At 64.8% G+C, this 23,221-nt stretch carries 17 protein-coding genes; 5 read left to right on the forward strand and 12 right to left on the reverse strand.

Going from position 1 to position 23,221, the window contains the following annotated elements:
* Positions 1-55 precede the first annotated feature (55 nt).
* The 5 genes from D9X30_RS03905 to D9X30_RS03925 all read right to left on the reverse strand — a co-directional run bounded on the left by D9X30_RS03905 (position 56) and on the right by D9X30_RS03925 (position 6,976).
* Positions 56-838: an SDR family oxidoreductase gene (locus D9X30_RS03905; protein ID WP_153948188.1), complete on the reverse strand. Its 783-nt coding sequence runs from the start codon at positions 836-838 to the stop codon at positions 56-58.
* Positions 839-877: 39 nt separating this feature from the next.
* Positions 878-2,737 carry an acyl-CoA dehydrogenase gene (locus D9X30_RS03910; RefSeq protein WP_153948187.1) on the reverse strand — a complete coding sequence of 620 codons (1,860 nt, stop codon included), beginning with the start codon at positions 2,735-2,737 and terminating at the stop codon, positions 878-880.
* A 183-nt stretch (positions 2,738-2,920) separates the two neighbouring features.
* A complete protein-coding gene (locus D9X30_RS03915) occupies positions 2,921-4,099 on the reverse strand; it encodes an acetyl-CoA C-acyltransferase (RefSeq protein WP_153948186.1) in 1,179 nt (392 codons plus the stop codon).
* Between the two features lie 80 nt (positions 4,100-4,179).
* Complete coding sequence (pncA, locus tag D9X30_RS03920) at positions 4,180-4,845, reverse strand: bifunctional nicotinamidase/pyrazinamidase (protein ID WP_153948185.1); 666 nt, start codon at positions 4,843-4,845, stop codon at positions 4,180-4,182.
* A gap of 49 nt (positions 4,846-4,894) precedes the next feature.
* Positions 4,895-6,976 (reverse strand): 3-hydroxyacyl-CoA dehydrogenase NAD-binding domain-containing protein, encoded by a 2,082-nt coding sequence (locus tag D9X30_RS03925; protein WP_153948184.1) that lies wholly within the window; start codon positions 6,974-6,976, stop codon positions 4,895-4,897.
* Positions 6,977-7,530: 554 nt separating this feature from the next.
* On the opposite strand from D9X30_RS03925, the gene D9X30_RS03930 reads away from it, so the two are divergent.
* Genes D9X30_RS03930 through D9X30_RS03940 form a run of 3 tightly spaced genes read left to right on the forward strand, consistent with a single transcriptional unit; the run spans position 7,531 to position 11,090 of the window.
* Complete coding sequence (locus tag D9X30_RS03930; RefSeq protein WP_153948183.1) at positions 7,531-8,175, forward strand: 4Fe-4S dicluster domain-containing protein; 645 nt, start codon at positions 7,531-7,533, stop codon at positions 8,173-8,175.
* Between the two features lie 12 nt (positions 8,176-8,187).
* Positions 8,188-9,837, forward strand: coding sequence for an FAD-binding protein (locus D9X30_RS03935; RefSeq protein WP_153948182.1), 1,650 nt, complete (start codon positions 8,188-8,190; stop codon positions 9,835-9,837).
* 8 nt (positions 9,838-9,845) lie between these two features.
* On the forward strand, positions 9,846-11,090 hold the full coding sequence (locus D9X30_RS03940) for a complex I 51 kDa subunit family protein (RefSeq protein ID WP_153948259.1): 1,245 nt from the start codon (positions 9,846-9,848) through the stop codon (positions 11,088-11,090).
* A gap of 45 nt (positions 11,091-11,135) precedes the next feature.
* On the opposite strand, the gene D9X30_RS03945 is transcribed toward D9X30_RS03940, so the two are convergent.
* Entirely contained in the window at positions 11,136-12,641 is a 1,506-nt protein-coding gene (locus D9X30_RS03945; protein WP_153948181.1) for a DASS family sodium-coupled anion symporter, read from the reverse strand.
* A gap of 381 nt (positions 12,642-13,022) precedes the next feature.
* Here D9X30_RS03945 and D9X30_RS03950 point away from each other — a divergent pair, with 381 nt between their 5' ends.
* Positions 13,023-14,372 carry a dicarboxylate/amino acid:cation symporter gene (locus tag D9X30_RS03950; protein ID WP_153948180.1) on the forward strand — a complete coding sequence of 450 codons (1,350 nt, stop codon included), beginning with the start codon at positions 13,023-13,025 and terminating at the stop codon, positions 14,370-14,372.
* A 43-nt stretch (positions 14,373-14,415) separates the two neighbouring features.
* On the opposite strand, the gene D9X30_RS03955 is transcribed toward D9X30_RS03950, so the two are convergent.
* The 6 genes from D9X30_RS03955 to D9X30_RS03980 all read right to left on the reverse strand — a co-directional run bounded on the left by D9X30_RS03955 (position 14,416) and on the right by D9X30_RS03980 (position 21,316).
* Positions 14,416-15,129, reverse strand: coding sequence for an ABC transporter ATP-binding protein (locus tag D9X30_RS03955; protein ID WP_153948179.1), 714 nt, complete (start codon positions 15,127-15,129; stop codon positions 14,416-14,418).
* Positions 15,126-15,902: an ABC transporter ATP-binding protein gene (locus D9X30_RS03960; protein WP_153948178.1), complete on the reverse strand. Its 777-nt coding sequence runs from the start codon at positions 15,900-15,902 to the stop codon at positions 15,126-15,128. The genes D9X30_RS03955 and D9X30_RS03960 overlap by 4 nt, the downstream gene beginning before the upstream one ends.
* Positions 15,899-17,212 carry a branched-chain amino acid ABC transporter permease gene (locus D9X30_RS03965; RefSeq protein WP_153948177.1) on the reverse strand — a complete coding sequence of 438 codons (1,314 nt, stop codon included), beginning with the start codon at positions 17,210-17,212 and terminating at the stop codon, positions 15,899-15,901. The genes D9X30_RS03960 and D9X30_RS03965 overlap by 4 nt, the downstream gene beginning before the upstream one ends.
* 3 nt (positions 17,213-17,215) lie before the next feature.
* Entirely contained in the window at positions 17,216-18,163 is a 948-nt protein-coding gene (locus tag D9X30_RS03970) for a branched-chain amino acid ABC transporter permease (RefSeq protein WP_249640875.1), read from the reverse strand.
* Positions 18,164-18,268: 105 nt separating this feature from the next.
* Entirely contained in the window at positions 18,269-19,528 is a 1,260-nt protein-coding gene (locus tag D9X30_RS03975) for a branched-chain amino acid ABC transporter substrate-binding protein (RefSeq protein WP_153948176.1), read from the reverse strand.
* 162 nt (positions 19,529-19,690) lie between these two features.
* A complete protein-coding gene (locus D9X30_RS03980; RefSeq protein WP_153948175.1) occupies positions 19,691-21,316 on the reverse strand; it encodes a 3-(methylthio)propionyl-CoA ligase in 1,626 nt (541 codons plus the stop codon).
* 324 nt (positions 21,317-21,640) lie between these two features.
* Here D9X30_RS03980 and D9X30_RS03985 point away from each other — a divergent pair, with 324 nt between their 5' ends.
* Complete coding sequence (locus tag D9X30_RS03985; protein WP_153948174.1) at positions 21,641-23,191, forward strand: protein adenylyltransferase SelO; 1,551 nt, start codon at positions 21,641-21,643, stop codon at positions 23,189-23,191.
* The last annotated feature ends 30 nt before the right edge of the window (positions 23,192-23,221 follow it).

Below are 23,221 nucleotides of genomic sequence, written 5' to 3' on the forward strand. Positions count from 1 at the left end.
CGCTCCCGTGTCCCGGAGAGGGGTTGGGAGAGCGGGCGCGGCACTTACACGGCACTTATACCGCGCTGACCCCGCCATCGACCGCCAGGATCTGCCCCGTGATGTGCTTGCCGGCGTCCGACGCAAACAGCAGCGCGGCGCCCTTCAGGTCTTCGTCGTCGCCCAGCCGGTGCAGCGGCACGCCTTCGCACATCTTGTCCACGCCCAGGCGGTCCAGCGACCCCTTGGTCATCTTCGACGGGAAGAAGCCCGGGGCCAGCGCGTTGACCGTGATGTTGTGCTCGCCCCATTCGCCAGCCAGCGTGCGCGTGAAATTGATCACCGCGCCCTTCGACGTGTTGTAGGCAATGGTCTCCATCGAGCCCGGCGGGTTGCCGCCCAGGCCGGCAATCGACGCCACATTGATGATGCGGCCATGGCGGCGCGGGATCATCGACAGCTTGCCGATCTTCTGCGACAGCAGAAACAGACCGCGGATGTTCAGGTTCATCACCTTGTCCCAGGCCTCGATCGGGTGATCCTCGGCCGGGGCGCCCCAGGTGGCCCCCGCGTTGTTGACGAGAATGTCGACGTGGCCCAGCCTGGCCAGCGCCTCGTCCGCAAGGCGTGCGATTTCGTCGTCGCGCGAGCCATCGGCCGCGATCCAGTCGGCCTCGATGCCGCGCGCCTTCAGGTGGGCCTGCGCCGACTGCAGTTCGTCGGCCTTGCGCGCCGACAGCACCAGACGCGCGCCTTGCTCGCCCAGCGCCTCGGCAATCTGCAGGCCCAGCCCGCGCGAGCCGCCCGTGATCAGTGCGGTGCGCCCCTTCAGGTCGAACAGTTGCTGGATGGTTCTCATGTTGTCTCCGTTTCTTTATGGTGCATGGTTGCTTGCGATCTAGAACCAGGCGTCCTGCATGTCCAGCGTGGTGCGATCCAGCGACGCCAGCAGGTCGAGCTGCGGATACACCTTCGGCAGCTCGAACCGGAAGAAGTACGCCGCCGCCGCGAGCTTGCCGCGATAAAAATCGGCATCCTCGCCGTTCGCGCCGGCCAGCGCCGCCTGCGCCACCAGCGCCTGCTCCAGCCAGATCCACGCCACCACGACGTGGCCGAACGCTTCCAGGTAGACCGATGCGTTGGCCAGCGTCACGTTCGGATCGCCGGCCGACCACAGCGTCTGCGTGACCTCGGCCAGCCGCGCGGCCGCCGCGCCCAGCGCATGCGCCTGTTCGCCCAGCACCTTGTCGCCGCTGGCTGCGGCGCGCTGGCAGGTTGCCTGTACGCGCTGGCCCAGGAACTGGAAGGCCGCCCCGTCCTGCATGACCACCTTGCGGCCCAGCAGATCCAGGCCCTGGATGCCGTGCGTGCCTTCATGGATCGGGTTCAGGCGGTTGTCACGATAGAACTGCTCGACGTTGTATTCGCGCGTATAGCCGTAGCCGCCATGCACCTGGATGGCCAGGCTGTTGGCTTCCAGGCACCACTGCGACGGCCAGCTCTTGGCGATCGGCGTCAGGATATCGAGCAGCAGCGACAGCTCGCGCTGCCTTGCCGCCTCGCCGGCCGCCTTTGCGGCGTGCTCGTCGTCCACCAGCCGTGCGCAGTACAGGTTCAGCGCCAGGCCGCCTTCGACATAGCTCTTCTGCGCCAGCAGCATGCGGCGCACGTCGGCGTGTTCGACCAGCTTGACCTGCGGGCTGGCCGGGTCCTTGCCCTGCGGCCCGACCGGCCGGCCTTGCGGACGGTTGCGGGCGTAGTCGAGCGCGTGCAGGTAGCCGGTATAGCCCAGCGCCACCGCGCCCAGGCCCACGCCGATCCGCGCCTCGTTCATCATGTGGAACATGCAGGCCAGGCCCTTGTGCGGCTCGCCCACCAGGTACCCGATGGCGCCCGCCTTGCCGCCCGGCTTGTACTTCATCCCCTCGCCGAAGTTGAGCAGGCAGTTGGTGGTGCCCCGGTATCCCATCTTGTGGTTCAGGCCGGCCAGCACGACGTCGTTGTGCTCGCCCAGCGAGCCATCCGCGTTGACCAGGTACTTCGGGACGATAAACAGCGAAATACCTTTCACGCCCGGAATCAGCTTGCCATCCGGGCCCGGGATCTTGGCCAGCACCAGGTGCACGATGTTGTCGGACAGCTCATGCTCGCCGGCCGAGATCCACATCTTGTTGCCGCGCAGCCGGTATTGCTGACCCAGCGGCGATTCGCCTTCGTACTCGGCACGCGTGGTGACGTCCGACAGCGACGACCCGGCCTGGGGCTCTGACAGGCACATCGTGCCGAAAAAGCGCCCTTCGAGCTCCGGCCGCACGAAGGTGTCAATCTGCGCCGGCGTGCCATGAGTCAGCAGCAGATTGGCATTGCCGATGGTCAGGAACGGGTACGAACTGGTGCCAACGTTAGCTGCCTTGAAATATGCGAACGCGGCCTTCTCCAGCGTGACCGGCAATTGCATGCCGCCGTACTCGTAGTCCTGCCCGGCGGCCATCAGGCCGGCTTCGCAGAACGCCTTCAGGGCGGTCTTGACTTCGGGGATGATCGTGACGGTCTCGCCGTCGAAGTGCGGTTCCTGCGCGTCGCTCTTCTTGTTATGCGGCGCAAACAGGTCCGTGGCGATCTTCTCGCAGGTATCGAGCGCGGCGTCGAAGGTTTCGCGCGAATGGTCTGCAAAACGGGGAATCTGGGTCAGTGACTCGGCATCGAGCCATTCGTACAGGACGAAATTGAGATCACGACGGGAGAGAATCAGCGACATGGAAAGCGAGGCTCCGGGCTGAAATAAGGGGAGGAAAAGCGCCCCTCTACCGCATGCGGGAGAGAGGCTGGGGAAGAGGGCATCGCGTTTCAAGTCGCGATATCGCAGAGTGATACACCCGCCCTCTTCCCCGCCCCTCTCCCATTACCTGGGAGAGGGGAGACAACATGCAGCCGAGAAGCCTTACAGCACCTCGAACAGGCCGGCGGCACCCTGGCCACCGCCGATGCACATCGTCACCACGACGTACTTGACGCCGCGGCGCTTGCCCTCGATCAGCGCATGGCCTACCAGGCGGGCGCCGGACACACCGTACGGATGGCCCACGGCGATGGCACCGCCGTTGACGTTCAGGCGATCCATCGGGATGCCGAGCTTGTCGGCGCAGTACAGCACCTGCACCGCGAACGCCTCGTTCAGTTCCCACAGGCCGATGTCCTCGACCTTCAGGCCCGTCTTCTTCAGCAGCTTGGGCACCGCGAACACCGGACCGATACCCATTTCATCGGGCTCGCAGCCGGCCACGGCAAAGCCGCGGAACACGCCCAGCGGCTGCAGGCCCTTGGCGGCCGCCACGCGGGCGTTCATCACCACGGCTGCCGAAGCGCCGTCCGAGAACTGCGACGCGTTGCCGGCCGTGATCACGCCGCCGGGCATGGCCGTGCGGATCTTCGACACGCCTTCCAGCGTGGTGTCGGCGCGGATGCCTTCGTCGGCGTCGATGGTGACTTCCTTGGTCATCAACTGACCCGTGGCCTTGTCGGCCACGCCGGCGAGCACCGTCATCGGCACGATCTCGTCCTTGAACTTGCCGGCTTCCAGGGCAGCAGCGGCACGCAGCTGGCTCTGCACGCCATACTCGTCCTGGCGCTCCTTCGAGATGTTGTAGCGTTTGGCCACGTTCTCGGCGGTCTGCAGCATGCTCCAGTAGATTTCCGGCTTGTTCTTGTTCAGCCAGCTTTCCTGGATCATGTGGCGGTTCATCTCCTGCTGCACGCACGAGATCGATTCCACGCCGCCGGCCACGAAGATATCGCCTTCGTCGGCGATCACGCGCTGCGCGGCCATGGCGATGGTCTGCAGGCCCGACGAGCAGAAGCGGTTCACGGTGGCGCCGGGCACGGTCACCGGGCAGCCGGCGCGCAGGGCGATCTGGCGCGCGATGTTGGCGCCGGTGGCGCCTTCGGGGTTGGCACAACCCATCAGCACGTCTTCCACTTCACCGGCCTCGATCTTGGCCCGCGCAATAGCGTGCTGGACGGCGTGGCCGCCCAGGGTGGCGCCGTGGGTCATGTTGAAAGCGCCCTTCCAGCTCTTGGCCAGCCCGGTACGGGCGGTGGATACGATGACTGCCTCGTTCATGTGTTGCTCCTCGGTATCTTGGTGTCTCTGGCTATCTCTAGCCAACTTGCGACGAATATTCGGTATGTCGACGTGAATCGTCAGGACTCGGGAAGCCAGGGGTTGTGGTTCGCACTGCCGGCCAGCAACGCCGCTGACGTCGTACGCTGGACGCCGGCCGCGGCCAGCTCCTGCCAGGCGCGGGCCAGCGATCCGTCCAGGTCGATCGCCCGGCAGGCATCTTCCACGACCGCTGCCTCGAAGCCCGCCGCGCGCGCATCGAGCGCGCTCCAGGCCACGCAGTAGTCGGTCGCCAGTCCGACGCAGACCACGCGCCGGACGCCCTGCTCGCGCAGGTAGCCGCCCAGGCCGGTCCTTGTCGTGCGATCCGCTTCCAGGAAGGCGCTGTAGCTGTCCACGCCGGCATGGTGACCCTTGCGGATCAGCAGCCGCGCATGCGGAACACGCAGGTCCGCATGCAACGCGGCGCCCGGGGTGTCCTGCACGCAGTGGTCCGGCCACAGCACCTGCTCGCCATACGGCAGCGTGGTGGTCTGGAACGGCGCGCGCCCGGCATGGCTGGTGGCAAACGACGCATGCCCGGCCGGATGCCAGTCCTGCGTCAGCACCACATGCTCGAATGCCGGCGCCAGCCGGTTGATCACGGCCACGACTTCATCGCCCTGCGGCACGGCCAGCGCGCCACCGGGCATGAAGTCGTTCTGCACGTCGATCACCAGCAGGCAGTCCTGCGCGCCGTAGGCCATGGTTCCGTGTCCCCTGTTCCCTGTTCCTGTCGATTCAGGCCGTCGTGTCTCAGCCGTTGAAGCCCTTGCCCTCGTCGGCCAGCTTCTGCAGCAGCGGGGCCACCTTCCAGGCTTCGCCGTGGTACCCCTTGGCGTAACGCTTCATCGACTGGGCCACGTTGAACAGGCCAACCTGGTCGGCGTAGAGCATCGGCCCGCCGCGGAACAGCGGGAAGCCGTAGCCGGTCAGGTAGACCATGTCGATGTCCGACGCCTTCGACGCGATACCCTCTTCCAGGATCTTCGCGCCTTCGTTCACCAGTGCGAACACCAGGCGTTCGACGATTTCCTCATCGGAAATCTTGCGGCGCGTGATACCGAGTTCCTTCGAATGCTCGACGATCATCTCGTTGACCTGCGCGTTCGGGTACGGCTTGCGGTCGCCCGCCTTGTAGTCGTACCAGCCGGCGCCGGTCTTCTGGCCGAAGCGGCCCATTTCGCAAAGCTTGTCGGCGGTCTTCGAATACTGGATGTCCGGCTTGTCCACGGCGCGGCGCTTGCGGATGGCCCATCCGATGTCGTTGCCGGCCAGGTCGCCCATGCGGAACGGGCCCATGGCGAAGCCGAACTTTTCAATTGCGCGGTCCACCTGCTCCGGCAGCGCGCCTTCGTCCAGCAGGTAGCCCGCCTGGCGGCTGTACTGCTCGATCATGCGGTTGCCGATGAAGCCGTCGCAGACGCCCGAGACCACGGCCGTCTTCTTGATCTTCTTGGCGATCTGCATGACGGTGGCCAGCACGTCCTTGCCGGTCTTCTCGCCGCGCACCACCTCCAGCAGCTTCATGACGTTGGCCGGGCTGAAGAAGTGCATGCCTACCACGTCCTGTGGGCGCTTGGTGAACGAGGCAATCTTGTTCACGTCGAGCGTGGACGTGTTGGAGGCCAGGATCGCCCCGGCCTTCATCACTTCGTCCAGCTTCTTGAAGACGATCTCCTTGACGCCCATTTCCTCGAACACGGCCTCGATGACCATGTCGGCGTCCTTGATGTCGTCATAGGACAGCGTGGTGGTCAGCAGGCCCATGCGCTGCTCGACCTTTTCCTGCGTGAGCTTGCCCTTCTTGGCGCTGTTCTCGTAGTTCTTGCGAATCGTGCCCACGCCGCGGTCCAGCGCCTCCTGCTTGGTCTCCAGCATCGTCACGGGGATGCCGGCATTCAGGAAGTTCATCGTGATGCCGCCGCCCATGGTGCCGGCGCCGATCACGGCAACGCGCTCGATCTTGCGGACCGGGGTGTCGCTGGGCACATCGGGGATCTTGCTGGCGGCACGCTCGCCGAAGAAGGCATGGCGCAGCGCGCGCGATTCCGGCGTACCGACCAGGTACATGAAGCCTTCGCGCTCTTCCTTCAGGCCGGCTTCGAACGGCTTGAGCGAAGCGGCCACGGCCTCCACGCACTTCGACGGCGCCGGGAAGTTCTTGGCCACGGCGGCCACGGTGTTCCGGGCAAAAGCCAGGAAGCCTTCGGCGTTTTCGTGGCGCACCTTCAGGTCGCGCACCTTCGGGTACGGGCCGGGGGCGGCGGCCACGTTCTGGGCGAACTTGATGGCGGCAGGCAGCACGTCGCCATCGACGAGTTCATCGAACAGCTTCGAGCCGGCGAATTTCTCCGACGGGATGGCCGTGCCGGAAACGATCATGTTCAGCGCGTGCTCCAGGCCGATCAGGCGCGGCAGGCGCTGCGTGCCACCCGCGCCCGGCAGCAGGCCGAGCTTGACTTCGGGCAGCGCGATCTGCGCGCCCTTGGCGGCCACGCGGTAGTTGCAGCCCAGGGCCAGTTCCAGGCCGCCGCCCATGGCGACGGAGTGGATGGCGGCCACGACCGGCTTGGTCGAAGCTTCCAGCGCACGGATCACCGAATGCAGCGTCGGCTCCTGCGTGGCCTTGGGGGTATTGAATTCACGAATGTCGGCGCCGCCCGAGAACGCCTTGCCAGCGCCGGTAATGACGACGGCCTTGACGGCGGCATCGTCCAGCGCACGGGTCAAGCCTTCGACGATGCCCAGGCGGGTGCTGTGACCGAGGCCGTTGACCGGGGGATTGTCGAGCGTGATAACGGCTACGCCGTCCTGTACCTGATACTGCGCTGTCATACGCGTTCCTTTGGTATTTGCGAGCCCTTCGTCTTCCTAGGGGCTCATGGGTTGTCTCGGGATTCGAATTCTCGAATGCAGTCTTGCTCTGATCCTGCCGGAACTCCGGGCCAGCTGCGCGATGGCCCGCAATCCCTTGTGCCACAAGCCATTTGGCTCGAAAGCGGGACAAGCATACACAAAATAGCACGGTCGTTCAATTTCAATTTTCGGCCGCGGAAATACCGTCATGCGCGCCTTTCATGGCAGCTTTTTCCGGCGTTCATGTTGAGCCTGCCGAGGGGTTCAAACCCTCAGGGGGAACCCGTAGGACGCGCGACGGAATCGGGTTATTTATGCCCCATGAATCACCCATCGACCGGCAGGCGACCATGGCCGGCGAATTTTTGACATAGCCCTCCAATCGGAAAAAAGTGTCGCCACTGCAGACCTGCCGATGCCGACGGCAACACGCGATCCGTTTGGCAATAACCTTCCCTGTGCTATGGTTTATACGGCCTGTTGAAAGGCAGGCAGGGTCAGGCCACCACCGCAAAACAGGAGGCGCGGGAAGCATGGCACGTCTGAACATAGATGGACGGGAAATCGCGGCGCCGGCCGACTGTTCGATCCTGCAGGCGTTCGTCCACGCGGGCGAGACGCTCGTGGAAGGTGTCGGCTGCATGGGCCAGGGGGTGTGCGGCTCCTGCCGGGTCATGGTCCGGCGCCAGGGCGAGCCGGAGGTCAAGACGGCGTTGGCCTGCGAGACGATGGTCGAGGACGGCATGCAGGTGGCCTTCCTTGACTACTTCACCTCGTCATCGCGCCATGTTTATCGGATGGAGGATATCGGCGACAGCTGGCAGATCCTGGGCACCATTGCCGAGACCTTTCCGGAGGCGGCCCACTGCCGGCACTGCAGCGGCTGTGATCGTGCCTGCCCCAAGCAGCTAGATGTCCAGCGCGGCGTCAATCTTGCCGTAGCGGGCGAACTGGCGGCGTCGGCGCAGGTCTTCGACGAATGTGTCATGTGCAACCTCTGCACGCTGGCCTGCCCGGAACTGATCCAGCCCAACCACCTTGGCCTGTTCGTGCGGCGCATGATCGCTTCGCTGTCGCTGCGGCCGGCGAACCTGATGCAGCGGTTGCAGCAGATCGAGCGTGGCGAGATGACGATCGATCTGGATGCGCCGGGCGCGCAGCCTCCACACCAGGGTTGAGAGCCGACACCCATGCCAGCCAGCATCCCCTACCAGGAGGCATGCCAACGCTACAAGCGTGGCGTGACGCCCGCCATGCGCGACGACACGACGTCCGTCGAGGCGCTCCTCAAGGCCTATCACCCCGATCATGGGCCGAACGCCAGAGTCGCCCTGTCCGTCGGGCCGAACCGCGGCGACCCGTGCCAGCCTGACCTGGCGCGCAGCATTCAGGCCAACGCGCTGATCGACGACGTCGATATCGCCGGCGCGCAACTGGTCACGACCGACGTCCTGGTCATTGGCGGCGGCGGCGGAGGTTGCGCGGCGGCACTGACCGCTGCGGCACAGGGCGCCCAGGTCGTCCTTGCCACCAAGCTGCGCCTTGGCGACAGCAACACCGTGATGGCCGAAGGGGGCATCCAGGCAGCCATCGGCGAGGACGACAGCCTGCAAATGCATTTCGAGGACACCCTGCGCGCCGGCCACTACTGCGCAGACCGCGAACTGGTCGCGCAGATGGTCTCGGACGGACCCGACGTGATCCGGTGGCTGATCCGGCTGGGCATGATGTTCGACCAGACCGAGGATCGGGCCATCGGTGGCAACCTGCTGCGCAAGAAGCCCGGTGGGGCGTCCGCGGCGCGCATCCTGTCCTATCGCGACTACACCGGCCTGGAAATGATGCGCGTGCTGCGCGAGGCGGTGGACCTTGATCCGGGTGTTGCCGTCTGGAATCGCTGCCCGGTGGTCGAACTGCTGTCCGACGAGCGCGGGCGCTGCGCCGGGGCCGTAATCTACAACCTCGAATGGGGGGCCTTCGTACTGGTGCGCGCCCGTGCGGTCATCCTCGCCACGGGCGGCGCCGGCCGGCTGCATCTGAATGCGTTCCCGACGTCCAACCACTATGGCGCCACCGCGGACGGCCTGGTGCTGGCCTATCGCATGGGGGCGCGGCTGCGGGAACTCGACTCGTTCCAGTACCACCCCACGGGCATCGCCTATCCGCCCCACCTGGCAGGCGGCCTGATCTCGGAGGCCGCGCGCTCGGCCGGGGCGAAGCTGATCAATGGCGAAGGGGAGCGATTCGTGGACGAACTCAAGCCGCGCGACGTCGTGGCCTCGGCCATCCTGCGCGAATGCGCGGAAGGCCGCGGTATCAGCCGTGACGGACAGGTGGGCGTGTTTCTGGACACGCCCACGCTGGAGCTGGAAAACCCTGGCATCCTCGCCAAACGCCTGGTCACCCTGACCCATCTGGCGCACAAATGCGGGCACGACGCGGCCCAGGTGCCCTTCCTGGTCTACCCGACGCTGCACTATCAGAACGGCGGCATGGCCATCGACAAGGACGGCGCGACCAACGTGCCGGGCCTGTTTGGCGTGGGAGAAGTCACCGGCGGCCTCCACGGACGCAACCGGCTGATGGGCAATGCCCTGCTGGACATCCTGAGCATGGGACGCCGGGCCGGCGCAAAGGCGGCGGAATCGATGCGCGGTGCGCTGCCCAGCCGCGCCGGGATCGGCCACGTGCACGCATGGCAGCGCGAACTGACGCTGGCCGGCCTGCCATTGCACGTCCAGGCGCCCCAGCTTTTTCCGGGCTACGCGCATTTCGATCTGCGTGTCGATGCCGGGCTGCGTGCCGGTGCGCGAGGCCGTACGGTGGGGAGCCTGCGATGAGCCACGCCATGGAACGCCCGAACCAGGTCCTGCTCAATGACGACATCCAGGTCGGTGCCGATCTGGCCGCGTGGCTCGCACACGGCGGCGGCGAAGGGCTGGCCAGGGCCCTCGACGATCCGGCCGCGATCATCGGCGAAATCGAACGGGCGGAGTTGCGTGGCATGGGCGGTGCCGGGTTCCTGACGCATCGAAAATGGGCACCGGTCGCCGCGGCGCCTGCCGGGGACAAGTACGTCGTCTGCAATGGCAACGAAGACGAACCGGGCACCTTCAAGGATCGCTTCCTGCTGGAGCACACGCCACACCAGGTGATCGAGGGCGCGCTGATCGCGGCGGCGGCCACGCGGGCCAACCACGTCGTCCTGTACGTCAACCCGCACCAGTTGCAATCGCTTGCGGTCACGCGGCTGGCTGTGCAGCAATGGCAGACCCATCCACTGTTCGAACGGCTGGCGGCCGTGGTCGGCGGCGCCGTCTCGCTGCAAGTCATGCCGAGTTCGGGCCTGTACATCGGCGGCGAGGAGACAGCGGTGATTGCCAGCGTCGAAGGTGGATTTCCATTCCCGCGCCGCAAGCCGCCCTACCCGGCCGAGCACGGCGTCCATGGCGCGCCGACCATCGTCAACAACACCGAGACGCTGGCCCACGTGCCGGGCATCCTTCGCCATGGCGCACAGTGGTATCGCGATCTCGGTCTCGGCAGGGCGGTGGGCACGAAGCTCTATTCCCTGTCAGGCGACGTACTGCGCCCGGGCCTGTACGAACTGCCGATGGGGACGAGCCTGGAATCGCTGGTGTTCGGGCACGGCGGCGGCATGCTGCAGGGCAAGGAGTTCAAGGCGGTCTTTACGGGAGGCCCTTCCAACACCCTGTTGACCAAGCGCGACCTGGACGTCGCGCTCGATTTCGATTCGGTGCGTCAGCGGCGTTCCAGCCTGGGCACCGGGGCCATGATCGTCGTCTCGGAAGGCACCAGCATCGTCCGCAAGGTTGCCGAGTACGTGAGCTTCTTTGCCCAGGGGTCGTGCGGCCAGTGCCCGTCTTGCAAGGGCGGCACCTTTCAGCTGATGCGGCTGCTCAACCGGATCGACACCGGCCGTGGGGTGCGGGCAGACCTCGATGCGCTCGAAAACCTCTGCAGCATCCTGCCGGGCAGCGGCCGTTGCGGACTGATCGACGGTGCGGTAACGGTGGTGGAAAGCTCCATGCACCAGTTTCGCGAGGAATACGAAACCCTGCTGATGACCTGACGCCGGCGCCAGCGGCCACGCAAGCCGCCTGAAGACCGGCCGGCTTCACCAGAAGCCCAGCACCTTCCACCAAAGGCCCCCGACCACGGCGAAGACCACCAGTTCGAACACGCACATCACCGCGCCGGTCCGCCACCATTGCCCCAGCGTGACGTAGCCGCTGCCAAAGATGATCGGCGACGTGCCGGTCGCGTAGTGGGTCAGCGTCATCATGATCGCCGACCCGGCGGTCATCATCAGCATGAACGGGGGGATGTACTCCGGCGGAATCAGATGCGCGCCGACCGTCAGAAATGCCAGCATCATGGCGCTGATATGGGCCGTGGTACTGGCGAACAGGTAGTGGGAGAACACGAACGCCAGCACCAGCACGGCGGCAATCCCCTTCCATTCCATGCCGCTGGCGGAGATGGCGTCGCGCATGTCGGCCGAAAACCAGGCGATCACGCCCAGCTTGTTGAGTTGCTCGGCCAGCATCACCAGGGCACCGAACCAGACCAGCGTGTCCCAGGCGCTCTTTTCGGACAGCACATCGTCCCAGTCGATCGTCCCGGTGATGATCAGCGCAAAGAGGCCAAGAAAGGCCACGACGGTCGGGTCAAGCGTGTAGGCGGACCCGAAGATCATGGCGGGCAGATTGGCCCACAGGATCAGCATCATCGCGAATACGCCCATCATGACGCGTTCCTTGCCGCTCAGCGGCCCCATGCGCGCAAGCTCGCCGCGGGCGTAGTCGACCGCATTCGGCGTGACCTTTAGTTCCGGCGGCGATAGCAGGTAGATGATCAGCGGCATGACAAGCAGGCAGAGCAGGCCTGGCAGCAGCATGCACAGCGCCCAGGTGGTCCAGGTCAGGTGCAGCGCCTGGCCGCTGGCCTTGGCCACGTAGTCCACCACCAGCGGGTTGGGCGCGGTGGCCGTCAGGAACATGGCCGAGGTAATCGGGTTGGCGTGGTAGTTCACCAGCGCCAGGTATGTGCCGACCTTGCCCTGCGTCCCCTTGGCCGGGTCGGAGTCGAAGGCGCCGGCGATCGATCGCATGATCGGATGGACGATGCCGCCCCCGCGCGCCGTATTGCTGGGGGTGAACGGCGCCAGCACCAGTTCGCAGATGGTGAGTCCGTATCCGATGCCAACCGTGCGCTTGCCCAGCAGGGCAATGAACATCAGGCCGATCCGGTTGCCCAGCCCGGTCTTCTTCAGTCCGCGCGAGATCAGGATCGCCACGACGATCAGCCAGATCAGCGGATTCGAGAAACTGCTCAGTGCGTCGGCAATGGCGCCCTTCGACGTCGGCGATGTGACCTGCGCGAGCGACACGATCACGATCGCCATCATGGCCATCACGCCGATTGGCATGACCTTGAGGATGATGGCGACAATCGTGGTCAGGAAGATCGCCACCAGGTGCCAGGCCTCGGGTTTCAGACCTTCCGGCGCCGGGAGCAGCAGCAGCGTGACCAGAACAGCCGTGGCGATGATGGCGGGCGTCAGCCGAAACGGCACGACTGACATGAAGTAGCGATACATCGCTATCACCTTGGACAGCATTGCTTTGGACCTCCCTGCGTGAAAAATGCGGCAAATATCAGTGTCTCGATGGCCGATTACCGGCCTGTGCGCTCTCAATATGTGGCGTCCACGGGCTTCCCACAATGGACTTTGGTCCACATCCCGCCCTGGAGTTGACGCAGGTCATCATCCGATCGCGCTCGGAATGCCTTTTTCTTCACTTATATGAATTCGCCGGCCGGATTCGGTCACGGGGCCCAGTTGCGGACCTAGGTCTTTCGGTCCATACCCAAGCCCAACTGCGCGGCACTAAGCTCGCCTTAGCGTGTTTCCGGAATACGGCCCGAGGCTCGAGCGAGATGGCCAAGACGACGCGGTCGATGTCCGGCTTCCGACACTGAACCAGCAATGGAGACGATCATGGAAAAAGCCGAACATTCAAAGCCGCTCTACAAGTCTCTCTACTTTCAGGTCATTACCGCCATTATTCTTGGCGTCATTCTGGGACACTTTTTTCCCCAGACCGGCGAGGCCATGAAGCCGCTGGGCGACGGCTTCATCAAGCTGATCAAGATGATCATCGCGCCGATCATCTTCTGCACGGTCGTGGTGGGCATCGCTGGCATGGAGGACATGAAGAAGGTCGGCAAGACCGGCGGCCTGGCGCTGCTCTATTTCGAGGTGGTCAGCAGCATTGCGCTGCTGGTCGGCCTGTTGATCATCAATATCGTCAAGCCCGGGGCAGGCATGAACGTCGACCCTGCCACCCTCGACACCAAGGGCATCGCCGCCTACACCGGTCCTGGCAAGATGCAGGGCACGGTGGAGTTCCTGATGAACGTCATCCCGAATACGGTGGTGGATGCGTTCGCCAAGGGAGAAATCCTTCAGGTGCTGCTGTTTGCCGTGATGTTCGGCTTTGCGCTGCACAGATTCGGCGGGCGCGGCACGCTGGTTTTCGACTTCATCGAAAAATTCTCGCACGTGCTGTTTGCCATCGTCGGGTACATCATGAAGGTCGCGCCGATCGGGGCGTTCGGCGCCATGGCTTTCACCATCGGCAAATACGGCGTGAGTTCGCTGCTCCAGCTTGGCCAGCTGATGGCCACGTTCTATGCCACCTGCCTGCTTTTCATCTTCGTCGTGCTGGGGTCCATCGCGCGATTCCATGGGTTCTCGATCTGGAAGTTCATCAAGTACATCAAGGAAGAGCTGCTGATCGTGCTCGGCACGTCGTCCTCGGAATCGGTGTTGCCCCGGATGATGGCCAAGCTGGAAAACCTGGGCGCCCGCAAGTCGGTAGTCGGCCTGGTGATCCCAACTGGCTATTCCTTCAATCTGGATGGCACCTCGATCTACCTGACCATGGCGGCGGTCTTCATCGCCCAGGCCACCAATACCGACATGACCCTCACCCAGCAGATCACCTTGCTGTTGGTGCTGCTCCTGACCTCGAAGGGCGCCGCCGGCGTGACCGGCAGCGGCTTCATCGTGCTGGCGGCCACGCTTTCCGCGGTGGGACATGTGCCGGTCGCGGGGCTTGCCCTGATTCTCGGCATCGACCGGTTCATGTCCGAGGCACGCGCCTTGACCAACCTGATCGGCAACGGCGTCGCCACGGTCGTCGTGGCAAAGTGGACCGGCGACCTGGACGTCGAGCGGATGCATAGCCGGCTAGACGGCGAGACCGATATCGAAGCGGATGAGCCGGAAGTCGTACTCGATCAGGTTGCGGCGCGCATGCCGGCCGCCGACCCCCGGCACAGATAGGCCAGGCGGCAGCGACGACACCCGATAACTTGCGTGGAGCTGCTCACACTTCCAGCCATTCCTTCCGGATCTGGGCATTGGCCTTCAGTGCCGCGGGCGTGCCCTCGAACACGATATGCCCGTGGCCCATCACGTAGACGCGCTGCGAAATGTCGAGCGCAATGGCCAGTTTCTGCTCGATCAGCAGCACCGACACGCCGCGCTCCTTGAGCGTCTTGAGGAAGTCGCCCACCAGCGTGACGATCATCGGCGCCAGGCCTTCGGTGGGCTCGTCGATCAGGATCAGGTCGGGGTCGCCCATCAGCGTGCGGCATAGCGTCAGCATCTGCTGCTCGCCGCCGGACAACACGCCCGCCGACGTGTTCTCGCGCTCCTTGAGCCGCGGGAACATGCGGTACATGTCCTCCACGCTCCAGCGCGGCTTCTGCTGGCGCGGATTGCGCTTCTCGCCCAGCAACAGGTTCTGCCGCACGGTCAGCGTCGGGAAGATGTCGCGGTTCTCGGGCACATAGCCGATGCCGGCATGGGCGATCTCGAATGTACGCCGTCCCAGGATCTCGTCGCCACGAAAGCGCACGGACCCTTCCGCCTTGACCATGCCCAGGATGGCCTTGGCCATGGTCGAGCGCCCCACCCCGTTGCGGCCCAGCAGCGCCACGATCTCGCCTTCGTCGACACGGGCATCCACGCCGTGCAGGATATGGCTCTTGCCGTAGTAGGCGTGCAGCCCGGTGACTTCCAGCATGGGCTTGCTCATTCGTGGGCTCCTGCCAGCGCGGGTTCGTCGAGCGAAGTGCCCAGATAGGCTTCCTTGACGCGGCGGTTGTTGCGGATGGCCTCCGGCGTATCGGTCGCGATGACCTCGCCGTACACCAGCACCGAAATCCGGTCGGCCAGGCCGAACACCACGCTCATGTCGTGTTCCACCATGACCAGGGTCTTGCCTACCGTCACCTTGCGAATCAACTCCACGGCATGGTCCGATTCGGAGCGACTCATGCCGGCGGTGGGCTCGTCCAGCAGGATGACCTCGGCGCCGCCGGCGATGGTGATGCCGATCTCCAGCGCCCGCTGCTCCGCGTAGGTCAGCAGACCGGCCTGGGTATTGCGGCGGTGCTGCATGCCGATCAGTTCCAGCACCTCGTCGGCGCGCGCCTTGGCATCGCGCAACGCCGACAGCCGGTGCCAGAACGAATACTTGTAGCCCAGCGACCACAGCACGGCGCAGCGCAGGTTTTCGAACACCGACAGCCGGTGGAAGATGTTCGTGATCTGGAAGCTGCGCGACAGCCCCATGCGGTTGATCTCGAATGGCCGCAGTCCGGCAATGCTCTGGCCGTTCAGCTTCACCGCCCCGGACGTGGGCGCGAACCTGCCCGAGATCAGGTTGAAGGTGGTGGACTTGCCGGCCCCGTTGGGGCCAATCAGCGCATGCCGTTCGCCCTTGCCGATGGTCAGCGTCACCCCGCGGATAATCTCGGTCTGCCCGAACCGCTTGCGGACATCCGAAAGTTCGAGTGCGGCGTTCATGCCAGACCTCCCGTTTCCGCCTGGATGGCGTCCAGTTCGGCGCGCACCTTCGCCGTCGCCCAGCGCCAGGCCGCGTAGCCCAGCGCCCACAGCGCCGCCGCCACGATCCACGGCGGCAGCGTGCCGGCGTCGAACCCGATGCCCAGCAACGACATCGCCGTGCCGTTGGCACTGTCGACCTGCACCTTGTAGACCATTTCCACGGTCAGGATCACAGCCGCCAGCAGCACCAGTCCGGCCACGCCGGCCCGTGCGTATGACGGAAGCATGCGGCCAAACTGCTTCTTCGCCAGCAGCGGCATCTGCATCAGCAGCAGGCTGGCGATGCCGCCCGGCACGAACATCACCATCGTCACGAAGAACAGGCCCAGGTACAGCAGCCAGGCCTTGGTCAGGTCCGACAGTGCCACCGCGAACAGCGTGAAGACGATGGCGCCGATGACCGGGCCGAAAAACACGCCCGCGCCGCCGATAAACGCAGCCAGCAACACGCCGCCGGAACGTACCGCGCTGACGTTTTCGGCCGACACGATCTCGAAATTGATGGCCGACAGCGCCCCGGCAATGCCCGCGAAGAACGCCGACAGGATCAGTACCAGGTAGCGCACGCGCTGGGTGTTGTAGCCGATGAATTCCACCCGCTCGGGATTGTCCCGTACCGCGTTGGCGATGCGGCCCAGCGGCGTCTGCGTCCAGGCGTACATGGCCACCATCGACAGGAAGCACCAGACCGCGATCAGGTAGTAGACCTGCCGGCCCGGACCGAAGGTAATGCCCAGGAAGGGATCGCCGACCACGCGGTTGGTGGAGATCCCGCCTTCGCCGCCGAAGAAATCGGGGAACATCAGCGAACTGGCAAAGACCATTTCGCCGATGCCCATCGTGATCATGGCGAACGTGGTGCCGGACTTCTTCGTCGTCACGTAGCCGAACAGCACGCCGAAGAACGCGCCGGCCAGCCCGCCCACCAGCGGCAGCATCGACACCGGCAGCCAGACCTTGCCCGCGCCGATCATGTTCAGCACATGCACCGCGATGAACGCGCCCAGGCCCGAGTACACGGCATGCCCGAACGACAGCATGCCGGTCTGGCCCAGCAGCATGTTGTACGACAGCGCGAAGATGATCATGATGCCCATCTGGGACATCAGCGTCACGGCGAACCCGCCCGTGAAGGCCAGCGGCGCCACCAGCATCAGCAGTGCCGTGGTGGTCCAGATGATCCATCGCGCCAGGTTCAGCGGGCGGTAACGCAGGGTGCGTCCGGTCACGACCGGGTTGGAGCTATGTTGCATCGTCGTGGACTCCATCGCTCAGCTCTCCCGGGTGCCCATCAGCCCACGTGGGCGGAATATCAGCATGACCACCAGCAGCAGGTACGGCAGCACCGGCGCCACCTGCGCCACGGTGAGCTTCCAGACCGAACTGAGCGGCGTGGCATCGTTGACCGCCATGCCGAAGCTGCCGAACAGGCCGGCCAGCGATGCATCGATGGTCACGGCGAACGTCTGCAGCACGCCGATCAGGATCGATGCGATAAACGCCCCGACCAGCGATCCCATGCCCCCCACCACCGCCACGACGAAGACGATGGAGCCGACGGCCGCCGCCATCGACGGCTCGGTGACAAACGCATTGCCGCCGATCACGCCGGCCAGGCCAGCCAGCGCCGCCCCGCCGCCGAACACCAGCATGAATACGCGCGGCACGTTATGGCCCAATGCCTCGACCATCTCCGGATGGGTCAGCGCCGCCTGGATGACCAGGCCGATGCGGGTGCGCGTCAGTACCAGGTAGATCGCCACCAGCATGCCCAGCGACACCAGCATCATGAATGCACGATATTTGGGGAACGACGAGGTAAAGACCGTGAACAGCGGCCCATCGAGCTCGGCCGGGATGCGGTACGGCACGGCGGCCAGGCCCCAGACCAGCTTGACGCCTTCCTCGATCAGGTAGGCCAGGCCGAAAGTAAATAGCAGTTCGGCCACATGGCCGTACTTGTGGACCGTGCGCAGGCCGAACCGCTCCACCAGCGCCCCGGCGCCGGCCACCAGCAGCGGCGCCAGGATCAGCGCCGGCCAGAAGCCGACCTTGGTGGCGATGGTGTAGGCAAAGTAGGCGCCCAGCATGTAGAAGCTGGCATGGGCGAAGTTGAGCACGCCCATCATGCTGAAGATCAGCGTCAGCCCCGATGACAGCATGAACAGCAGCAAGCCGTAGCTGACGCCGTTCAGTAGCGAGATGATGAAGAATTCCACGGCAAGTCCTCAGGGCCTGCTCCCGGAGCCGGAGCCTGACCCGACAAAAGCCATATTGTCAGGGGTTCCCGCGTGGCGGGGAACCCCTTCCCACCCGTCGCGGTGTCAGCTACCGCTGCCCGGCCGCTTCATCTGGCACGAGGTGGGCTGCGCCGCCACGAACTGGTCAAGCGTCGCATTGGTCTTCCAGCCATAGCCGGTGTTTTCCTGGTCGTACTTGATGTCCTTGCCGTTGACCTTGGTCCAGGTGGCCACCACCAGCGGCTGCTGGGCCTGGTGGTCGCTGGCACGCATCTCCACCGTGCCATTCATGCTTTCCACCTTCAGGCCCTCCATCGCCTTGGCCACCTTGACCGGATCGGTGGATCCGGTGTCCTTGATGGCCTTGGCCAGCATGGCGACGCCCGTGTACGACGCCATCACGTAGAAGTCGTCGTTGTACCTCTTCTTGTAGCCCTCGACGATGTCTCCGCCCCGGAAAGTGGCGTTGTTCGGGTTGTAGTAACCCACGTACTTGACGTGCTCGGCGCCGGCCGCGCCCATGGCGGTGGGCACGCCGGTCGTGGCGGCGTAGTACGTGTAGTAGTTGACCGGCAGGCCGGCATCCTTGCCCGCCTTGATCAGCAGGGCCAGGTCGCTGCCCCAGTTGCCGGTGATCACCGTATCGGCACCCGACGCCTTGATCTTGGCCGCGTACGGCGCGAAGTCCTTGACCTGCGCCAGCGGGTGCAGGTCTTCGCCAACGATCTGGATGTCAGGCCGCTTGCGCTTCAGGTAGTCCTTGGCCGCCCGTGCCACCTGGTGGCCGAACGAATAGTTCTGGTTGATCAGGTAGACCTTCTTGACGCTGGGGTCCTTGGCCAGATAGGTGGTCAGGGCCTCCATCTTCATGTCGGAATTGGCATCGAGCCGGAAATGCCAGTAGCTGCATTTGCTGTTGGTCATATCCGGGTCTACCGCGGCGTAGTTCAGGTAGACGATTTCCTTGCCCGGGTTGCGCTCGTTGTGCTTGGCCACCGCGTCTTCCAGCGCCAGGCCCACCGACGAGCCGTTGCCCTGCACGATGTAGCGGATATTCTGGTCCACCACCTGCTTGAGGATGGTCAGGCTTTCCTGCGGGCTCAGCTTGTTGTCGAAGCCCACCACCTCGAACTTGTGCGCCCCGCCCCAGCCCTTCTGGTTGGCCACCTCGGCCACGTACTGCCAGCTCTTGAGCTGGTTCTGCCCCACCGGGGCCATCAGCCCCGACAACGGATCGATGAAGGCGATCTTCACCGTATCGGCCGCCGCGGCGCCCGATGCCAGCGCGGAACCCAGAGCAACAACTGCAGCCACACCTCGTACCAGCGGACGCAACCTTGTCATACCTGTCTCCTTCACTTGTTGTCATTGGCGATGGGCGGCGGCCCGTGCCCTCCTCGCGCCAGGCCGCCGCGTCTGCGCTGTGACCGCCATCCGATTGCCATGGCGGGACACCGCAAATGCCTGTTGCTGCCCTGCCGGCCCGGAAATGCCGGGGTCCGGCCTTCAGACGCCGGGCAGCCTGTATTCCTTGAACTGCTCGCGCAGCCGGAGCTTCTGCATCTTGCCGGTGGCCGTCAGCGGAATCTCGGTCACGAATGCCACGTCATCGGGAATCCACCACTTGGCGACCTTGCCTTCGAAGAAGCCCAGCAGTTCCTCGCGGGTGACATCCATGCCGGGGCGCTTGACCACCACCAGCAGCGGCCGTTCGTCCCACTTGGGGTGGTACGCGGAGATGCAGGCGGCCATATGCACGGCCGGGTGCGCCGCCGCCACGTTTTCGACGTCGATCGACGAAATCCACTCGCCGCCGGACTTGATCACGTCCTTGCTGCGGTCCGTGATCTGCATGTAGCCGTCTTCGTCGATGGTGGCCACGTCCCCGGTCGGGAACCAGCCATCCACCAGCGGGTTGTTGTCGTTGCGGAAGTAATGGTCGATCACCCACGGGCCGCGCACCAGCAGGTCGCCGAAGGCCTTGCCGTCCCACGGCAGTTCCTGGCCTTCGCCGTCCACGATCTTCATGTCCACGCCGTAGATCACCCGGCCCTGCTTTTCCAGGATCTTGTGCCGGGCGTCCTCGGGCAGGTCCTTGTGGCGCGCCAGCAGCTTGCATGACGTGCCCAGCGGCGACATCTCGGTCATGCCCCAGGCGTGGATGACCTCCACGTCCAACGCCTCGAGCGTGCGGATCATGGCGGGCGGCGCGGCCGAACCGCCGATCACCGTGCGGCGGAAGGTTGAGAACTTCAGCTTGTTGGCCTGCACGTATTGCAGCAGGCCCAGCCAGACGGTGGGCACGCCGGCGGAGAACGTCACGCCCTCCTGCTCGAACAGGTCATAGAGCGATGCGCCGTCGAGCTTGGCGCCCGGAAACACGAGCTTGGCGCCCACCAGCGGCACCGAATACGGCAGGCCCCAGGCGTTGACGTGGAACATCGGCACCACCGGCAGGATCACGTCCTTGGCCGAGCAGCCCAGGGCATCGGGCAGTGCCGACGCATAGGAATGCAGCACAGTCGAGCGGTGCGAGTACAGTGCGCCCTTCGGATTGCCCGTAGTGCCCGACGTGTAGCACAGGCTCGACGCCAGGTTCTCGTCGAATTCCGGCCATTCGTAGGCGCCGTCGTGGGCGTCGATCAGGTCTTCGTAGCACAGCAGGTCCACCTTCGATTCCGCCGGCATATGCGCGCGGTCCGTCATCATGACCCAGCCCTTCACGTTCGGGCAGTGCGGCGCCACGCCTTCCACCAGCGGCAGGAACGTGGCATCGAAGAAGATGAACTGGTCGTCAGCGTGATTGACGATGTAGGCAATCTGCTCCGGGAACAGGCGCGGATTGATCGTGTGGCAGACGGCGCCCATGCCCGACACGCCGTAGTAGATTTCCAGGTGCCGGTAGCCGTTCCAGGCCAGCGTACCCACACGCTCGCCCTGCGCCACGCCCAACGCCTCCAGCGCCTGGGCCAACTTGCGGGCACGCAGTTCACAGTCGCGGTAGGTATATCGGTGAAGGTCGCCTTCGGTTCGCCGCGAGACGATTTCGGTGCTGCCGTAGTAGCGCGCAGCGTGCTTGATGATGGAGGAAATGAGCAGCGGCGCGCTCATCATTTGACCCATCAATGCCATGAAACGGTCTCCTTGGTTCGGAAAAAACGAACAACCGTTCTTATTTTTGGCCGACTATCCCACACCCTGCAAAAGCATCGACAAAAAATGAAGAAACTTGTTGGTGTTGTTGGTGGACTGACACGTAGTGGGCGCGCGCTCCTGGCACCCATACGCAGACCCTGCCATGCACCGGATTGATGTCCGATATTTGCGTCGCTTTTTGAATGGTCTGCGAGCAGCGGACAACCCTTGGCCGGCAGGAGAAAACCGGTGCAAGTACAATACTGCGAGCCCTGAAGCGCCTCAATATGTCGTTTTCCCCTAGCGTCATGCACGCCGTCTATGTCTACTGAATCCAACGACGCCCTGCCGCGTATTTCATTGCCCGTGCCGTTCAAGACCGCACCCGGCATGGCGGCACTCGGCGAGCGGTTTTTTACGCGGCTGGCGCCGACCGCCCTGCCTTCGCCTTATGTAGTCAGCGTAGCCCCCGCGGCTGCGGCCCTGCTCGGATGGGATGAAACCGGCCTGCGCGCCGCCACGCAGGATCCGAAGTTCGTCGACACCTTCACCGGCAACGCCGTGCCGGACTGGGCAGACCCGCTGGCCACGGTCTACTCCGGCCATCAGTTCGGCGTGTGGGCCGGGCAGCTTGGCGATGGCCGCGCCATCCGGCTGGCCGAGGCCGCGATGCCCGACGGTCCGTGGGAGATCCAGCTCAAGGGCGCCGGCCTGACCCCCTACTCGCGCATGGCAGATGGCCGCGCGGTGCTGCGCTCGTCGATCCGTGAATACCTCTGCTCGGAAGCCATGCATGCGCTGGACGTGCCCACTACGCGGGCACTGGCGATCATGGGCTCCGACGCGCCGGTCCGGCGCGAAACCATCGAGACATCGGCCGTGGTTACGCGGCTGGCGCCGAGCTTCATCCGGTTTGGTCATTTCGAGCATTTCGCCGCCCGCGAGGACCACGCCTCGCTGAAGCAGCTTGCCGATTTCGTGATCGACCGCTTCTATCCGGCCTGCCGCGACGCGGCCAGCCCGTACCAGGCGCTGCTGCGCGAGGTATCGCTGCGCACGGCGGACATGGTGGCGCACTGGCAGGCCGTGGGCTTCTGTCATGGCGTGATGAACACCGACAACATGTCGATCCTGGGTCTGACCATCGACTATGGACCGTTCGGCTTCCTCGACGCCTTCGACGCGAACCACATCTGCAACCATTCCGACCAGCAGGGCCGCTACGCGTACAGCCAGCAGCCCCAGATCGCGTTCTGGAACCTGCAGTGCCTGGCCCAGGCGCTGCTGCCGCTGTGGCGCGACGCGGATGCCACCGATGCCGAAGCGGCCAAGAACGAAGCCGTGGAAGCCGCTCGCGAGGCGCTCGACCCGTTCCGGGACCGCTATGCCGAGGCCTTCTTCCGCCATTACCGCGCCAAGCTTGGCCTGCGCACCGCGCATGACCAGGACGAGACGCTGATGACGAACCTGTTCCGTGTGATGCACGCCAATCGCGTGGACTACACGCTGTTCTGGCGCAACCTGGCCCAGGTGGGCTCGCAGGACGGATCGCGCGATGCGCCCGTGCGCGACCTGTTCCTGGACCGCGCGGCCTGGGACGCATGGGCCGCCGAATACCGCGCCCGCCTGCAGGCGGAACAGTCCGACGATGCCGCCCGCGGGGTTGCAATGCGGCAAGTCAACCCGAAATACGTGCTCCGGAATCATTTGGCCGAAACCGCGATCCGTGCCGCGCGCGACAAGGACTTCTCGGAGGTGGACCGCCTGCTGGCCGTGCTGTCGCGGCCCTTCGACGAGCAGCCCGATGCGGAACACTATGCCGCCCTGCCGCCCGACTGGGCTTCGGGGCTCGAAGTCAGCTGTTCGTCGTGAGCCTGGCAGCCTGCCCGGGATCGCAACAAG

The sequence above is a fragment of the Cupriavidus sp. U2 genome (genome assembly GCF_009663685.2).
Classification (GTDB): Bacteria; Pseudomonadota; Gammaproteobacteria; order Burkholderiales; family Burkholderiaceae; genus Cupriavidus; species Cupriavidus necator_C.

What these genes read in the sequence shown, in the direction of transcription:
- D9X30_RS03905 (WP_153948188.1), bottom strand. Translation starts at nt 838, where the DNA reads ATGAGAACCATCCAGCAACTGTTCGACCTGAAGGGGCGCACCGCACTG.
- D9X30_RS03910 (WP_153948187.1), bottom strand. Translation starts at nt 2,737, where the DNA reads ATGTCGCTGATTCTCTCCCGTCGTGATCTCAATTTCGTCCTGTACGAA.
- D9X30_RS03915 (WP_153948186.1), bottom strand. Translation starts at nt 4,099, where the DNA reads ATGAACGAGGCAGTCATCGTATCCACCGCCCGTACCGGGCTGGCCAAG.
- pncA (WP_153948185.1), bottom strand. Translation starts at nt 4,845, where the DNA reads ATGGCCTACGGCGCGCAGGACTGCCTGCTGGTGATCGACGTGCAGAAC.
- D9X30_RS03925 (WP_153948184.1), bottom strand. Translation starts at nt 6,976, where the DNA reads ATGACAGCGCAGTATCAGGTACAGGACGGCGTAGCCGTTATCACGCTC.
- D9X30_RS03930 (WP_153948183.1), top strand. Translation starts at nt 7,531, where the DNA reads ATGGCACGTCTGAACATAGATGGACGGGAAATCGCGGCGCCGGCCGAC.
- D9X30_RS03935 (WP_153948182.1), top strand. Translation starts at nt 8,188, where the DNA reads ATGCCAGCCAGCATCCCCTACCAGGAGGCATGCCAACGCTACAAGCGT.
- D9X30_RS03940 (WP_153948259.1), top strand. Translation starts at nt 9,846, where the DNA reads ATGGAACGCCCGAACCAGGTCCTGCTCAATGACGACATCCAGGTCGGT.
- D9X30_RS03945 (WP_153948181.1), bottom strand. Translation starts at nt 12,641, where the DNA reads ATGCTGTCCAAGGTGATAGCGATGTATCGCTACTTCATGTCAGTCGTG.
- D9X30_RS03950 (WP_153948180.1), top strand. Translation starts at nt 13,023, where the DNA reads ATGGAAAAAGCCGAACATTCAAAGCCGCTCTACAAGTCTCTCTACTTT.
- D9X30_RS03955 (WP_153948179.1), bottom strand. Translation starts at nt 15,129, where the DNA reads ATGAGCAAGCCCATGCTGGAAGTCACCGGGCTGCACGCCTACTACGGC.
- D9X30_RS03960 (WP_153948178.1), bottom strand. Translation starts at nt 15,902, where the DNA reads ATGAACGCCGCACTCGAACTTTCGGATGTCCGCAAGCGGTTCGGGCAG.
- D9X30_RS03965 (WP_153948177.1), bottom strand. Translation starts at nt 17,212, where the DNA reads ATGGAGTCCACGACGATGCAACATAGCTCCAACCCGGTCGTGACCGGA.
- D9X30_RS03975 (WP_153948176.1), bottom strand. Translation starts at nt 19,528, where the DNA reads ATGACAAGGTTGCGTCCGCTGGTACGAGGTGTGGCTGCAGTTGTTGCT.
- D9X30_RS03980 (WP_153948175.1), bottom strand. Translation starts at nt 21,316, where the DNA reads ATGGCATTGATGGGTCAAATGATGAGCGCGCCGCTGCTCATTTCCTCC.
- D9X30_RS03985 (WP_153948174.1), top strand. Translation starts at nt 21,641, where the DNA reads ATGTCTACTGAATCCAACGACGCCCTGCCGCGTATTTCATTGCCCGTG.